Raw genomic sequence first — 15,260 nt, 5'->3', positions numbered from 1 at the left:
GCCGTCACTTACCGCCGAGCGCCTGGTAGACGTTGGCCGGCGCCTCGGTGATCTGACCGGCCGGCGGCTTCTCCGCGGTCACCGTCTGGCCGTAGTCGCTGTACTTGACCACGAGCGGCTGCGTCGTCGCGTTGTTCACCGCGGGCAGGCGCAGGGTCAGCGTCTCGAGCCGGTCCTGCGGGTCCAGAGTGGCCTCGAACGGCACCTTCTGCGCGTCCGCGCCGTACCCGTCGACGGTCACCTTGTCGATCCCGGCCACCCCGGCCGCCTTGGTCAGGTCGACCGTCCCGGAGTACGCCCCCTCGCCGGCCGTCTGCACGTCGGACGTGCTGGTCAGCAGCTGCGCGGTGTTCGCCGGGTCGATCTGGCCGGGCTTGAGCCCGATGTTCGCCCCGTCCGGCAGCCGGGCCATGTCCAGGTGGGTCCAGGTGTCACCGGTGGTGACCCCGGGGATCTGGGCGTAGAGGTCCTGGCCGAACAGCAGGGTCTTGACGGTGAGCGAGGTGTTCGTGCCCTTCGCCGACATCTCCGCGTTGCCGTTGCCGTGCGGCGTGTCGATGTTGGCGACGAGCTGGAAGCCGCTCCCGTTCGTCATGGTCATCTTGAAGCTGGTGTCGCCGAGCTTCGCCGCGGCGTCCGACAGCGCCTTGACGGCGGCCGGGTCGGCGCTGGTGGTGGGGGTCGCCGCCGATGCCTCGGGGGCAGCCGACGACGAGGTCGCCGTGGTCCCGTTCGCGGTGCAGCCCGCCACCGCGAGGGCGGCCGTGGCCACCGTGAGAGCGAGCCGTGAAGTCCGCATGGGTGTCCTCTCGTTAAGAACCATCGATGACGAAAGTTCCCGATCGTGAGAATCGGCAAACGGACACCCGCGGGCAAAGCGTGGCGTGGCGTCCGCCCGGTTCGCCGCTCGGATCATGTCCGGGGCATGATGACCGGAGGTATACGTGTTTGCAGGACAGGGGGAGGACTCGTGAGATTCGAGGTCAGCAAGGTCCTCGACGCCATCGAGGCCCAGCTCACCACCGACCCGGCGCTGGCTCGGGCGGTGGTCGATCTGTCGGAGGTCGTGCGGTACGCCGATCTCGACGGCGGCCGGCCGGCCAGCCTGGTCCGGCTCGGGCTGCTGGTCGACGCCTACGGGAGGTACGTGGCCGAGGAGAACGTCCCGGTCTACGTGATCGCCCCGCGCGGCCTGCTCTCCGACACCGACCTCACGTCGAACGAGCGGATGGTCGTGCGCCGCTGGGCCGACGACGGCAAGGTCGAGGTCGTGCCGCAGATGGACGACCGGGTGCTGGAGGTGGCCGAGATGCTCGGCCTGCCGGTGCTCACCCGGGACCGGGAGGACCGCTTCCGCGCCACCCGGCCGTGGGTCGCCGAGCCGGGCCGGCTGCTGGCCCTGGTGTCGCAGCAGGGCGGTCCGGCGCTGGTGGCCCGGGTCGGCCGGGGCGAGACGGTCCCGCCGACGACCCGCTCGCCGCTCGGTGACCGGTTGCTCGCGCGGCTCTGGAAGTGTCCGGACTTCAACTGCACCACGTTCGGCACCGGCGGCGACTCGGACAGCCCGTTCGCGGACATGCGCACGTTCACCAGCCCGGTCGCCCAGCCGCCGCCGGCGTTGCGGGCCGGCGTGCCGACCTGCCCGCGGCACGGTGAGCGGCTCAAGGACGCCGGTCCGCGCCCGGCCATCGAGGTGCTCGCGGTCCGGATCGACGGCGTGATCCGCAAGCGGTTCACCGTCTCGGAGGACCAGCCGGTCGTCGTCGGCCGCGCGCCGGAGGGTGGCGGCGGCGTGATGCTCGGCCAGTGGCTGACCGCGGACGCGCGCAAGTGGATCAGTCGCGGTCACGTCCGGTTCGCCCTGCGGGCCGGCGAGATCACCGCGAAGGACATCAGCACCAACGGCACCGGCTTCCGCCCGAACGGCTCGTTCGACGACGAGGAGCGGGTCACCCTGCACCGCGACGAGACACGGGTCCTCACCGCGGAGGACATCGTCGAGCTCTACGCCGGCATCCACGTCGGCCGCGCCAAGCTCTGGGCGAACGGCGGCAATGTCCAGCCGCAGTCGGTGATGGCCGAGGCGCCGACGATGGCCATCCGCCCGGTCGGCCGATAACCGAAGATCAACTTCAAGATCTTTATTGCCTCGGCTGCGGCCGATAACTGATCGTCGCTCCCGCGGGGACCCTTCCGGTCCTCGCAGGGCGCGGGGCGCCCAAAAACGCGAGGCCCTACAGGGCGACGTCCGCGGTTGGGCGCGGTTTCAAAGGACCCACGCGAGGTGGCTTCCGAGGCGATCCCCAGCCGCGCGTCGCGGCTGGGGGCCGGGCACCGGCCGTACCCAAATCGCGGTTTTGATCTTGAAAGACGGAAAAGGCGCCGCTGCCGGCCCGGTGACGGGTCTCGGCAGCGGCGCCTTTCGGATCGGGTCTCAGCCCGCCAGCACCGCGGCGAGCTGGGCGACCGCGTGGTCCAGGTCCGCCTCGGTGATCACCAGCGGCGGCGCGAGCCGGATCGTCGAGTCGTGGGTGTCCTTGGCCAGCACCCCGCGCTCGGCCAGCCGCTCGCAGGCCTCCCGCCCGGTCATCAGCGCGGGGTCGATGTCCACCCCGGCCCACAGACCGCGCCCGCGGACCGCCAGCAGCCCCTTGCCGATCAGTCCGGACAGCCCGTCCCGCAGCCGCTCGCCGAGCCGCTCGGACCGCTCCTGGAACTCCCCGGTCCGCAGCAGCTCGACCACCGCCGAGCCGACCGCGCAGGCCAGCGCGTTGCCACCGAACGTCGAGCCGTGCTCGCCCGGCTTGAGCACGCCCAGCACGTCCCGGTTCGCCGCGACCGCGGAGACCGGCACGATGCCGCCGCCGAGCGCCTTGCCCAGCAGGTACATGTCCGGGACGACGCCCTCGTGCTCGATCGCGAACGTCTTCCCGGTCCGGCCCAGGCCGGACTGGATCTCGTCGGCGATCAGCAGCACATTGTTCGCGGTGCACGCCTCCCGGACCGCCGCGAAGTACCCGGCCGGCGGGATCAGCACGCCGGCCTCGCCCTGGATCGGCTCGACCAGCACCGCGACCGTGTTCGGGGTGATCGCGGCGGCCAGCGCGGCGGCGTCGCCGTAGGGCACCACCACGAAGCCCGGCGTGTACGGCCCGAAGTCGGCCCGGGCCTGCGGGTCGGTGGAGAAGCTGACGATCGTGGTGGTCCGGCCGTGGAAGTTGCCGTCCGCCACGATGATCTCGGCCTGCCCGTCCGGCACGCCCTTGACCTGGTAGCCCCACTTGCGGGCCACCTTGATCGCGGTCTCCACCGCCTCGGCGCCGGTGTTCATCGGCAGCACCAGGTCCTTGCCGCACAGCTCGGCCAGGCCCGCGCAGAACGTGGCGAACTGGTCGTGCACGAACGCGCGGCTGGTCAGCGTGAGCCGGTCCAGCTGGGCGTGCGCGGCGGCGATCAGCGCGGGGTGCCGGTGCCCGAAGTTCAGCGCCGAGTAGCCGGCGAGCATGTCCAGGAAGCGGCGGCCGTCGACGTCGGTGACCCAGGCGCCCTCGGCCTCGGCGACGACGACCGGCAGCGGGTGGTAGTTGTGCGCGGTCCAGCGCTCGGCGTCGGCGAGCGCGGCCGGCGTACGGAATTCAACCGTTGTCACGGACGGACCTCCAGGGTGCAGCACTTCGGGCCGCCGCCGGCCTTGCGCAGCTCGGACACGTCGACCCCGATCGGATGGTATCCGGCTTTGCGCAGCTCATCGGCCAGGTTCACGGCCTGCACCGGCAGCACCACGTTCCGGCCGTCGCTGACCGCGTTGAGCCCGAGGACCGCCGCGTCCTCGGCGTTCGCGATGATCGCGTTCGGGAAGAGCTGCCGCAGGACGGCCTGCGAACCGGGCGAGAACGCCGCCGGCAGGTACGCGATGTTCGTCTCGTCCAGCACGCACAGCGCGGTGTCCAGGTGGTAGTACGCCGGGTCGACCAGCTGCAGCGTGATCACCGGCCGGTGCAGGAACTCCTGCGTCTCGGCGTGCGACGCGTGCGAGGTGCGGAACCCGGTCCCGGCCAGCAGCACGTCCCCGGCGAGCAGGATGTCGCCCTCGCCCTCGTTGGTGTGCTTGGGCATCTCGACCTCGAAGCCCGCCCCGGCGAACCAGGCGGCGTACGCCGGCGCCTCGTCGGCCCGCTCGGCGTCGCGGAACTGCACGCCCAGCGCGCGACCGTCGACGATCGTGCCGCCGTTCGCGGCGAAGACCATGTCCGGCAGACCGGGCAGCGGGTCGATCAGGTCGACCGTGTGCCCGAGGTCGAGGAAGACCTGGCGCAGACTCTCCCACTGGCGGACGGCCAGCGCGTTGTCGTACGGCGCGGTCGGATCCATCCACGGGTTGATCCGGTAGGTGACGGCGAAGTGGGTGGGCCGGCACATCAGATAGCGGCGCTTGGCGGTCATGGGGAAGACGCTAGGTGCGCGGGAGTATCACGTACCCCGGCTTGATGTTGCGTCCGGCGGCGGATCGTTGCGTGATCTTCGGGGCCGGTGGAGATTCGTTGTGTACACACCACACGGGCGCCGGGGGCGGCATTTTCATACCGCTCCCGGCGCCCGTGCGGGTCGTCCGGCGAACCGCCGGATTGCCCGGCGAACCGCCGAGAATTCGGGGCGGGCCGACCGCTACGGGTCGTCCCGGTTCCGAAGGTTTACCGACCAGCGTATCGCTGCCGGTAGATGTCAGGTACCCGTCAGAACCGGTTCGCAAACTGTGCGTCAAGCCACTCGCGCAGGTTGGTGGCCGGCTGGGTGTCGGTGCCGAGCCAGCTCAGCTGACCGTTCAGGGCCAGCACGCCGAGCACGATCGCGCCGATCGACACGGCGATCCCGATCATCGCGTCGCCCTTGCCGGCCACGTGCTGCTTGCGGGTGGCGCTCAGCCCGGCCACCGAGAGCAGCAGGCCGAGACCGGCCACGCCGATGCCCCAGCCGGCGAGCGGGCCGGAGAGCACCAGGGCGATGCCGGCGATGCTGACGATCAGGCCGACCGTGGCGAGGCCACTGGCCCGCGGCCGGCGGACCCGGGCGGGCTCGGCGGTGACCGGCTTGGCGCTCGCGGTGACCGGCTCGGCCGGGGTGACCGGGCGGCCGACCGTGATCGGCCTGCTCCGCTCGGTCTCGGTGGGCGGGGTGACCGTGCTGGTCGGGCGCGGCTTGGTGATGGTCTGCGTGGTGGGCTCGTCGTCCCGGCGGGTCTGGACCGGAACCCGGGCCGTCGTCTCGTCGGTGTCACTCGTGGCCGTACGCGAGAAGGTCGGCATCCTCACGTCAGCACCTCCTTCTGGCGAATCCTCGGGGATGTCCTGTTACCGGGCTCTATACCCCCGTGGCCCGGAAACGACACGAGGGACGCACAGCCCATGCTGTGCGCCCCTCGGACCGAGGACCGTGGATCAGACCAGCGACGAGACCGCGTTCACGTCGGAGGCCTTGCTGATCACGTGGTCGACCAGGCCGTAGTCCTTCGCCTGCTGGGCGGTGAACCAGCGGTCCCGGTCGGAGTCGCGGTTGATCTCCTCCGGGGTGTGGCCCGAGTGGAACGCGATCCGCTCGTTCATCACCTGCTTGATGTGCAGCATGCTCTCGGCCTGGATGGCGATGTCGGCCGCGGTGCCGCCGATGCCGCCGGAGAGCTGGTGCATCATCACCCGGGCGTGGGGCAGTGCGTACCGCTTGCCGGCGGTGCCGGCGCAGAGCAGGAACTGGCCCATCGAGGCCGCCATGCCCATGGCGATGGTGGCCACGTCGTTCTTGATGTACTGCATGGTGTCGTACACCGCCATCCCGGCGCTGATCGAGCCGCCGGGGGAGTTGATGTACAGCGCGATGTCGCGCTCCGCGTCCTCGGAGGCGAGCAGCAGCATCTGCGCACAGATCCGGTTGGTCACCTCGTCGTTGACCTCGCTGCCGAGGAAGATGATCCGCTCCCGGAGCAGCCGTTCGAAGACCTGGTCGTCGAAGGACGCGCCGCCACCGCGCATGGTCGTGTCAACAGTCATGAGCCCAACCCTCTCGCATCCGCTCGTCTACGTCTCACACCCTCTCCCAAGGGGAGTGTCAGATCCCAGCGATTCCCCTCAGGGCGAATCCGCTCACGGCAGAATGCCCGGCGGCGCGTGGTACTGATCACGCAGAGTCGGGTGCCGCGGTGTCGGCGGATACCTTTGGCTCGTGCCCGAGGGACATACCATTCACCGCCTCGCCACCCGCCATCGCGAGCTCTTCGCCGGGCACCCGGTGGCCGTCTCCAGCCCGCAGGGCCGCTTCGCGAGCGGTGCCGCGCTGCTCGACGGCCGGGTGCTGCGCGACACCGAGGCGTACGGGAAGCACCTGCTCCACCACTACGACGACGACCGCATCCTGCACGTCCACCTCGGGCTGTACGGCAAGTTCACCGAGGGCGAGCCGCCGCTGCCCGACCCGGTGGGCCAGGTCCGGATGCGGATGGCGGGCCCCGGGCACTGGCTCGACCTGCGCGGGCCGACCGCGTGCGAGGTGCTCGAGCCGCCGGCGGTGGAGCTGCTGCGCGCCCGGCTCGGCGCCGACCCGCTGCGCGACGACGCCGACCCGAGCCGGGCGTACACCCGGGTCAGGTCCAGCACCAAGCCGCTCTTCGCCCTGCTCCTGGACCAGTCCATCGTGGCCGGCTGCGGGCTGATCTACGCCAACGAGGTGCTCTTCCGGGCCGGTCTGTCGCCGCTGACCCCGGGCACCGCGATCGACCGGGAGTGCTGGTCGGCGCTCTGGGACGACCTGCGCGCCCTGATGAAGGAGGGGGTCGCCCGCGGCCGGATCGACACCGTGCACACCCGGCACACGCCGGAGGCGATGCGCCGGGCGCCGCGCGTCGACCGGCACGGCGGCGAGGTGTACGTCTACCGCCGCACCGGCCAGCCCTGCCTGGTCTGCGGCACCGCCGTGGCGATCGGCCCGCTGGCGGGGCGCAATCTTTACTGGTGTCCGACCTGCCAGCCGGCCGTCAAGCGGTAGCGGCCGGCGTCGCCGTCGGGGCGGTGGTCGGGGCGATCGGCTCGACGGTGGTGCTGGGGGACGGCGTGGCCGGGGTGGGCTCGGTGGTGGCCGGGGTGCGCGGGGTCTCGCCGGTGCCGGACGGGACGCCCAGCTGGAAGTTCTCCGCGAGCCAGGGCAGCAGTTCCTTGTACGCCGCGATCGTGTCCGGCTGGTTGAAGTCGTGCGAGAGCACGATCGCGCCCGGCTTGACGCCCTTCTTCACCGACGCGATCACGCGCTTGACGTGGTCCGCGTCGGTCTCGTTCTCGGTGTGCTCCCAGTCCCGGGGGTCGACCTCCCAGTAGAGCGAGGACATCCCCTCGGTGTGCGCCACATTCACCAGCTTGTCGGTGAAGTTGCCGCCCGGCGCCCGGAAGAACGCGATCTTCGCGTCCGGCACCGCGGCCCGGATCGCGGCGTTCGTCTTCTCCAGATCGGCCCGGATCGTCGCGGTGCTCTTCTTGGCGATCGTCAGGTCGTGGTCGAACGTGTGGTTGCACAGGGTGTGCCCGGCCGCGACGATCTGCCGGACCAGCTCCGGGTGCTTCTTCGCCTGCGAGCCGACCAGGCAGAACGTGGCCTTCACCTGGTACTGGTCGAGCATCGCCAGGATCTTCGGGGTCTGCTGCGGGTCCGGGCCGTCGTCGAAGGTCAGCGCGACCTGCTGCCCGCCGGTGGTGAGCAGCGATCTGCCGGGGCCGGCGCCCTGCGCCAGCGGCGTCGACGGAAGCCCGGCGGGGCGGCCGGTGACGGTCGCCTCCGGGGTCGGCCGGGTGGCGCCGCCGGCGACCGGATCGGCCTGCGCGTCGCTCTGCTTCCCGGCCGTGTCGCCGTTCTTGTCGCGCTGCTTCGCCGCCTGCGCCGAGGCCGCGGCCTGCGCGGCGGCGGTCAGCTCGCCCGGGTCGCTCTTGCCCGGCTGGGACAGCGGCACCGCGGTGATCAGCAGCCCGGCCACCACCAGGGTGCCGAGCACGGTCGTCGGCCGGTTCCGGGCCGCTTCCAGCCAGGTTTCCAGCGGCAGCGTGCCGGGCGCGCGGTGCGAGCCGCTGACCGGCCGCTTCGCGCGAGACCGCGCCGGGCCGGCCGAGTGCCGCGCGCTGCGCGATGGCGTTGATTTGGGGGTACGGACGGTGCTGTACGACCCGGTGTCGCCCGCGCGGTGGCGAGCGCTCCGGGTCGGTGTCACCGATGGCTCGGGGGCGTCCACAGAGGAGCGCAGCGACGGCCCCAGGAAATCCGTGCGCGGGGTGACCCGCGTCACGCTCTCCGAGCCGTCGGCTGAATCCGGCCGACGGTGCCGCCCACCCGTCGCGGCTACGTCGCCGGGGCTCGTCAGTTGCGGCGAGGTATACGGCGGCATTGGTCATGCCTACCGGTTGACAAGATCAGGCGCGATACCAGATCGGTCATCGCGCCGTCACTCATCGCTGTTTAGGCTGGTCACTCACCGTAAAGCTGTGTGCAATATCTGTTGCCGTTCAGCTGAGATTCTCATCGCGTTCCGTCTCGCCGCGGGTCGTCCGGGCCAGCCAGTCGACCACCCCGGCCACCGGGACGCCCTTCGCGAGCAGTGCCCGCTGCCGCGCCGCGCCGGTCCCGCGCGACCGCAGCCGGTCGGTCAGGACGGTCACCAGCTGCCCGTCGCCGTGCCGCTCCAGCTCCGGCCGCACGTAGTCGACGAGCTGCCGCAACAGCCGCCAGGCCGGCCGCGGCTCCCGGCTCGCCATGTCCAGGCCGAGCCCCTCGAGACCGTCCTTGGCGGCCCGCCAGTGCGCGGCCATCAGCAGCGGATGCGGCACGTCCGGGGCCTCGGCGCCGTCCCGCACCTCGGCCAGCAGCGTCGCGACCAGCCCGCGGGCCAGCGCGGCGAGCAGCATCGCGTCGTCCAGCGTGGGCGTCACGTCGCCCATCCGGATCTCCACGGTCGGATAGTTCGCCGAGAGCCGGGCGTACCAGTACAGCATTCCCTCGTCGAGCATCGCGCCGCTCGCCTCGAGGTCCGAGATCAGCGTCAGGTAGTGGTCGTACGACTGGAGGTACGGCGTCGGGCCGACCGTGGGCCAGCGCTCCCACATCATCGAGCGCCAGCTGGCGTACCCGGTGTCCCGCCCGCCGAACAGCGGCGAGTTCGCCGTCGCCGCCTGCAGCACGGGCAGCCACGGGCGCAGGTGGTTGAGGATCCGCACGCCGGTCTCGTCGTCCGGGATGCTCACGTGCACGTGCGTCCCGCACAGGCCCTGACCGGGGGAGAGGTCCCCGAAACGCTCGCGCATCCGGTGGTAGCGCGGCTTGTCCACCAGCCGGGTGTTCGGCCCGGCGGCCGGCCCGCACCCGGCCGCGACCAGCCGTGACCCGGCCCGCTCGGCCGCGTCGGCCAGCCCGGTCCGCAGGGTGGTCATCGCCTCGTAGAGCCCGACCAGCTCCAGCTGCGGGGGACTCGCCACCTCGATCTGGCTGCGCAGGTACTCGTGCTGGACGCTGGCCCGCAGCTCCTCCGAGACCTGCTCGATCACCGCCTCGACGGTCTCCACGCCCCGTGGCTCGGTCGCGTCGACGAGCAGGTACTCCTCCTCGATCCCGAGTGTCAGAAGGTCCCGTCGCTCGGCGCGGGCGGCCAGTCGCGGGTCGATTGTCGTCGTGCCCTCGGCACCGGGTTCCATGGGCGCAGGGTTACCCGGCGGGTTTCCTCGGGAAACCGGACCTTGCCCGCCGGCGGTAGGCTTGTCGCATGCTGCTTCTCGGGTACTGGGCGCTGGCGGGCACTGCCCTGCTCGAGCCCGGTCTGAGTGGCGGCCCGCGCCTGGTCCTGGCGCTGGCTCTGGTCACCGCCGCGCTGCTGCTGGTCGCCGCGGTCGCCGTCCCGGTGCCGGCCACCGGCCTGCTGCCGGGTCTGCGGGCGTTCGCCCGCCGGGTCCGCCGGGCCGCGCCGCGGCTGCTGGATCCGGGTGCTCCCGGCCGTCCGCGTCCGCGAGCCCCGACCGCGTGCCCCGCGGCCGCGTAAAAGCCTTCTAGCGCTTACTCTTTCTGCTCTCCTCGGGCATTTTGTGCTTTTTGCGCGCCGCCTCAGTGTCCAAAACCTTCGGACCCTTGGGGTACGTCCATGTCCATTTCCGGTCTCTTCCACGCCGTCGTCGATGCCGCGCACGCCGGCATCACCAGCCTTGCCGTACACCTCGACCCGGTCGCCGGCAGCCTCGCCGCCGCATGCGCGATCGTCGTCTTCACCCTGCTCGTCCGGGCCGGCCTGACGCCGCTCACCTACCTGCAGATCCGCACCGAGCGCCGCCGTGCCGTGCTGGCGCCGGAGGTGGCGAAGCTCCGCAAGAAACACAAGGACCCGATGGAGCTGGCCACCGCGACCCTGGCCCTGCAGCGGGAACACGGCATCGGCCCGTTCGCCGGGCTCCTTCCGGCGCTCGCCCAGGCCCCGTTCTTCATGGTCATGTACCGGGTGGCGATGAACCCGCCGGCCGGCTCGATCGCCGGGGTTCCGCTGACCGCCCACCTCTCCGCCGGGCTCCCGGTCTTCGCGGTCCTCCTGGCGCTCGCCGCCGGCATCGCCTGGTGGACCTCCCGCCGGGCGATCGCCCCGGTACTGCCCGCCGCTTCCGCGGAGTCCGCGGATCCCACGGCCCAGGCCACCGCGATGACCGCCAAGATGCTGAAATACCTCCCCTGGCTGTCCGTCCTGGCCGTCGCCTGGCTCCCGTTGGCCGGCGGCCTCTACCTGGTCACCTCGGCCGCCTGGACCGCCACCGAACAACTGGTCCGCCGCCGCCTGGTCCCCACCCCGACCACCTGACCCTGGCCCCGTCCGCTCCAGCCGCGCCCGGTGTTGCGGCTGGGCCGGGAGGCGCGGCTGGGCCTTGGCCGGGGGCCCTTTTAAACCGCAACCACCCTCGGACGTCGCCCTGGAGGGCCTCGCGTTCTGGGCGCCCCGCGCCCTGCGAGGCCCGGAAGGGTCCCCGCGGGAGCGACGATCTGTACCCCGGCGGACCGAGGCAATAAAGATCTTGATGGTCCGGAGGCATCGACATCCGTTGACAAGTTGCGGAAACAAGCGTGCAATCTTCTTCTGAGAGCGCTCTCACGTCCCCCCATCCCCGCGGAAAGGCGTGTTCCCCATGGCAGCTCCCCGAAGACTTCTCGCCGTCGCCGCGGCGGTCGTGGCCGTCGGCGCGTCCGTCACCTTCGTGTCGCAGGCCCAAGCGGCGGTCCCCGCCCCGCCGGCCGGCATGTCGCTGGTCTTCAGCGACGACTTCACCGGCGCGTCCGGGACTGGGCTGAATCGGTCGAACTGGCTCTACGACACCGGCACCGGCTATCCCGGCGGCGCGGCGAACTGGGGCACCGGCGAGGTCGAGACGATGACCGACTCGACCGCGAACGTGTACCAGGACGGCGCCGGCAACCTGGCGATCAAGCCGATCCGGAGTTCGTCCGGGGCGTGGACGTCCGGGCGGGTGGAGACGCAGCGCACCGACTTCGCGGCGCCGGCCGGCGGCAAGGTGCGGATCGAGTCACGGATCCAGCAGCCGAACGTGAGCGGCGCGGCGGCGGCCGGCTACTGGCCGGCGTTCTGGGCGCTCGGTGACGCGGCCCGGCCGGTCGGCGCGACGAACTGGCCGAGCATCGGCGAGTGGGACATCATGGAGGACATCAACGGCCGGTCCTCGGTCTTCGCGGCGCTGCACTGCGGGACGAACCCGGGCGGCGTCTGCAACGAGACGACCGGCCTGACCAGCGGCGAGCGGGCGTGTTCGGGTTGTCAGACCGGCTTCCACACCTACGCGATCGAGTATGACCGCAGCACCTCGCCGGAGCAGCTGCGCTGGTACCTGGACGGCAGCAACTACTTCACCCTGAACTCGTCCCAGGTCGACGCGACCACCTGGAACAACGCGACCCACCACGGCGTGTTCGTGATCCTGAACGTGGCGATGGGTGGCGGGTTCCCGGCCGCGTTCGGGGGCGGGCCGACCTCGGCGACGCAGTCCGGCGTGCCGATGCTGGTCGACTACGTGGCGGTGTACCAGTCGTCGGGTGGCGGCACGACCACGCCGCCGACCACCACGCCGCCGGCGAGCGGGAGCCGGGACGCGTACGCGCAGATCCAGGCCGAGTCGTACAACGCCGCGGCCGGGGTGACGGTCGAGACGTGTTCCGAGGGTGGCCAGGACGTCGGCTACATCGCGAACGGTGACTGGCTGCAGTTCGACAACGTGAACTTCGGAACCGGCGGGGTGAAGGACTTCGTGGCCCGGGTCGCGTCCGGCGCCGCGAGCGGGGTGAGCGGCCTCATCGAGGTGCGGATCGACAGCCGGAGCAACGCCCCGATCGGCAGCTTCGCGTTGGGCAGCACCGGCGGCTGGCAGACCTGGACGTCGATCCCGGGCAACGTCTCGAACGTGACCGGGAGTCACACGGTGTACCTGACCTTCACCAGCGGTCAGCCGGCGGACTTCGTCAACGTGAACTGGATCCAGTTCCGCAAGTAAAAAAGATTATCAATGGACCGTGGCCGCTGACCAGTGGTCACGGCTCGTTGTCGTGCCTTTGTAACGGATCGAGTTTTAAAGATATTTAAGGTTCCCACCCCCTTTACTTTTACTGTTAACAGTCTTAAAGATTGACGTATCTCACCGGAGGCGCATGGAAGGACAGCTATGAAGCGCTCCCGATCGGTACTTCTCGCGACGGTCACGGCCCTGGCCGCCGCAGGCACGGCAACCTGGTTCGCGGGTGACGCCTCGGCCGCCACCGCCTGCGCCGCGGCCTGGAGTTCGACGGCCACGTACGTCAAGGACAACGCCGCCTCGCAGAGTGGGCACAACTACACCGCGAAGTGGTGGACCCAGAACGAGTCGCCGGCCACCCACAGTGGCCAGTGGGACGTCTGGATCGACAACGGGACCTGCGGCGGGGGCACCACCACCACGCCACCGACCAGCAGCCCGACCAGCAGCCCGACGAGCAGCCCGACCAGCAGCCCCACGGTGAGCCCCACCGTCAGCACCAGCCCGACCGTCCAGCCGACCGGCACCGGATCACTCCCGGCGCACTTCCTCACCGGTTACTGGCAGAACTTCGTGAACGGCGCGGCGCCGCTCAAGCTGGCCGCCGTCCCCACCACGTACGACCTGATCGCGGTCGCCTTCGCGGACGCCACCTCGACCCCGGGCGCGGTCAGCTTCACCCTCGACCCCGGCCTGGCGAGCGCGGTCGGCGGCTACACCGACGCGCAGTTCAAGGCGGACATCGCCACGCTGCACTCGCGCGGCAAGAAGGTGATCATCTCGGTCGGCGGTGAGAAGGGCTCGGTCGGCGTCGCCAGTGACGCGGCGGCCACCGCGTTCGCGAACTCGGTCTACTCGCTGATCCAGGCGTACGGCTTCGACGGCGTCGACATCGACCTGGAGAACGGGCTCAACGCGACCTACATGGCGAGCGCGCTGCGGTCGCTGCGGGCCAAGGCCGGCGCGAACCTGATCATCACGATGGCGCCGCAGACCATCGACATGCAGAGCACCGGCTCGTCGTACTTCGCGCTGGCGCTGTCCATCAAGGACATCCTCACGGTCGTCCACACGCAGTTCTACAACTCCGGCGCGATGCTCGGCTGCGACCAGATGAACGCGTACAGCCAGGGCAACGAGAACTTCCTGACCGCGCTCGCCTGCATCCAGACCCAGAACGGCCTGCGGCCCGACCAGGTCTCGCTCGGCCTGCCGGCCAGCACCAGCGCCGCGGGTGGCGGATACGTCGCCCCGTCGGTGGTCAACGCGGCCCTGGACTGCCTGGCCCGCGGCACCAACTGCGGGACGTTCAAGCCGCCGGCGACCTACCCGGGCATCCGCGGCGCGATGACCTGGTCGATCAACTGGGACGTCACCAACGGCAACAACTGGGCCAACACGATCGACCCGCACCTGTCCACCCTGCCCTGATCGTTCCCCCACCCCTCACCCCCAGGGAGCTCCCCGACATGAAGTTCAGCAGGAAGATCGCGCTCCTGGCGTCGGTCGCCACGGTGGGCACGGCCGCGGCCGTCCTCCCGATGACCTTCGCCAGCGCGGCCACCGCGTGCGCCCCCGCCTGGTCCGCCAGCTCGGTGTACGTCAAGGACAACGTCGCCTCGCAGAGCGGCCACAACTACACCGCGAAGTGGTGGACCCAGAACGAGTCGCCGGCCACGCACAGCGGCCAGTGGGACGTCTGGATCGACGGCGGCGCCTGTGGCGGCACCACCACCCCGCCGACCACGACCCCGCCGACCACCGGCCCGACCACCACGCCGCCGACCACCGGCACCAAGATGGCCTCGGCGCCGTACGTCTACCCGGGCTGGGGCAACCCGCCGGCGCCGGCCACGGTCGTCAACGCCACCGGCATCAAGTCCTTCACGATGGCGTTCGTGCTGGCCAACGGCTGCAACCCGGTGTGGGACGGCGAGTCCGGCCTGACCGGCGGCGTGCACGCCAGCTACATCTCGCAGATCAAGGCGGCCGGCGCGGACGTCGTCCCGTCGATCGGCGGCTGGAGCGGCAACAAGCTCGGCCCGAACTGCACCACGGTCGACGCCCTGGCCGGCGCGTACCAGAAGGTGATCAACGCCTTCGGTCTCAAGGCGATCGACATCGACATCGAGAACACCGACGAGTTCGAGAACACCGCGGTGCAGGACCGGATCCTCGGCGCCCTGAAGGTCATCAAGGCCAACAACCCGTCGGTGAAGACCATCGTCACCTTCGGCACCTCGCCGACCGGCCCGAACTACTACGGCACCCGGCTGGTCCAGCAGGCCAAGGCGCTCGGCGCGAACATCGACATCTTCACCCAGATGCCGTTCGACTTCGGCGGCGGCGCGGACATGTACGCCTCCACGGTCGGCGCGACCGAGGGCCTGAAGAACCTGGTCAAGACCACCTTCGGCTACACCGACGCGCAGGCCTACGCGCACATCGGCATCTCCGGCATGAACGGTCTCTCCGACCAGCAGGAGCTGACCACGGTCGACACCTGGACCCGGCTCCGGGACTACGCCAGGAACAACAACCTGGCCCGCTTCACCTTCTGGTCGGTCAACCGGGACCGCGGTTGCGCCGGCGGCGGCGTGGTCTCCGACTGCTCCGGCATCGCGCAGTCCGACTGGGCCTTCACCAAGATCAGCGCGGGCTTCTGATCGCTGAGCTTCTGATCACTGAGTA

14 protein-coding genes are annotated in these 15,260 nt (G+C 70.8%); 7 read left to right on the top strand and 7 right to left on the bottom strand.

Features of this window, described 5'->3' with window-relative positions; all coding sequences use genetic code 11:
- Positions 1-4: 4 nt before the first annotated feature.
- Positions 5-799 carry a hypothetical protein gene (locus L3i22_RS48845; RefSeq protein WP_221324204.1) on the bottom strand — a complete coding sequence of 265 codons (795 nt, stop codon included), beginning with the start codon at positions 797-799 and terminating at the stop codon, positions 5-7.
- A gap of 171 nt (positions 800-970) precedes the next feature.
- On the opposite strand from L3i22_RS48845, the gene L3i22_RS48840 reads away from it, so the two are divergent.
- On the top strand, positions 971-2,119 hold the full coding sequence (locus L3i22_RS48840; protein ID WP_221324203.1) for an FHA domain-containing protein: 1,149 nt from the start codon (positions 971-973) through the stop codon (positions 2,117-2,119).
- A 315-nt stretch (positions 2,120-2,434) separates the two neighbouring features.
- Here the strand turns inward: L3i22_RS48840 and rocD are convergent, their stop codons facing one another.
- The 4 genes from rocD to L3i22_RS48820 form a co-directional block, all read right to left on the bottom strand.
- The gene (gene rocD, locus L3i22_RS48835; protein WP_221324202.1) at positions 2,435-3,649 is read right to left on the bottom strand and encodes an ornithine--oxo-acid transaminase; all 1,215 of its coding nucleotides are present in this window, start codon (positions 3,647-3,649) and stop codon (positions 2,435-2,437) included.
- Positions 3,646-4,443: a dimethylargininase gene (gene ddaH, locus L3i22_RS48830; protein ID WP_221324201.1), complete on the bottom strand. Its 798-nt coding sequence runs from the start codon at positions 4,441-4,443 to the stop codon at positions 3,646-3,648. The genes rocD and ddaH overlap by 4 nt, the downstream gene beginning before the upstream one ends.
- A gap of 290 nt (positions 4,444-4,733) precedes the next feature.
- On the bottom strand, positions 4,734-5,309 hold the full coding sequence (locus L3i22_RS48825; RefSeq protein WP_221324200.1) for a DUF4190 domain-containing protein: 576 nt from the start codon (positions 5,307-5,309) through the stop codon (positions 4,734-4,736).
- A gap of 126 nt (positions 5,310-5,435) precedes the next feature.
- Positions 5,436-6,041 (bottom strand): ATP-dependent Clp protease proteolytic subunit, encoded by a 606-nt coding sequence (locus tag L3i22_RS48820; protein WP_221324199.1) that lies wholly within the window; start codon positions 6,039-6,041, stop codon positions 5,436-5,438.
- Between the two features lie 172 nt (positions 6,042-6,213).
- Between L3i22_RS48820 and L3i22_RS48815 the strand changes: the two genes are divergently transcribed.
- On the top strand, positions 6,214-7,032 hold the full coding sequence (locus L3i22_RS48815) for an Fpg/Nei family DNA glycosylase (protein ID WP_221324198.1): 819 nt from the start codon (positions 6,214-6,216) through the stop codon (positions 7,030-7,032).
- Here the strand turns inward: L3i22_RS48815 and L3i22_RS48810 are convergent.
- Positions 7,022-8,239, bottom strand: a complete 1,218-nt coding sequence (locus L3i22_RS48810) for a polysaccharide deacetylase family protein (protein WP_255657712.1) — start codon at positions 8,237-8,239, stop codon at positions 7,022-7,024. The genes L3i22_RS48815 and L3i22_RS48810 overlap by 11 nt on opposite strands.
- 292 nt (positions 8,240-8,531) lie before the next feature.
- On the bottom strand, positions 8,532-9,713 hold the full coding sequence (locus L3i22_RS48805) for a glutamate--cysteine ligase (protein WP_221324197.1): 1,182 nt from the start codon (positions 9,711-9,713) through the stop codon (positions 8,532-8,534).
- Positions 9,714-9,781: 68 nt separating this feature from the next.
- Between L3i22_RS48805 and L3i22_RS48800 the strand changes: the two genes are divergently transcribed.
- The 5 genes from L3i22_RS48800 to L3i22_RS48780 all read left to right on the top strand — a co-directional run bounded on the left by L3i22_RS48800 (position 9,782) and on the right by L3i22_RS48780 (position 15,235).
- Positions 9,782-10,054: a DUF6412 domain-containing protein gene (locus L3i22_RS48800; protein WP_221324196.1), complete on the top strand. Its 273-nt coding sequence runs from the start codon at positions 9,782-9,784 to the stop codon at positions 10,052-10,054.
- Between the two features lie 99 nt (positions 10,055-10,153).
- Positions 10,154-10,855, top strand: a complete 702-nt coding sequence (locus L3i22_RS48795; protein ID WP_221324195.1) for a membrane protein insertase YidC — start codon at positions 10,154-10,156, stop codon at positions 10,853-10,855.
- A gap of 322 nt (positions 10,856-11,177) precedes the next feature.
- The gene (locus tag L3i22_RS48790) at positions 11,178-12,551 is read left to right on the top strand and encodes a carbohydrate-binding protein (protein ID WP_221324194.1); all 1,374 of its coding nucleotides are present in this window, start codon (positions 11,178-11,180) and stop codon (positions 12,549-12,551) included.
- Between the two features lie 168 nt (positions 12,552-12,719).
- Positions 12,720-14,000 carry a chitinase gene (locus L3i22_RS48785; RefSeq protein WP_221324193.1) on the top strand — a complete coding sequence of 427 codons (1,281 nt, stop codon included), beginning with the start codon at positions 12,720-12,722 and terminating at the stop codon, positions 13,998-14,000.
- Between the two features lie 38 nt (positions 14,001-14,038).
- Entirely contained in the window at positions 14,039-15,235 is a 1,197-nt protein-coding gene (locus L3i22_RS48780) for a glycosyl hydrolase family 18 protein (protein WP_221324192.1), read from the top strand.
- Positions 15,236-15,260: the final 25 nt, after the last annotated feature.

It is taken from the genome of Actinoplanes sp. L3-i22, from assembly GCF_019704555.1.
GTDB lineage: Bacteria > Actinomycetota > Actinomycetes > Mycobacteriales > Micromonosporaceae > Actinoplanes.
This window is presented reverse-complemented; position numbering and strand designations above follow the sequence as displayed.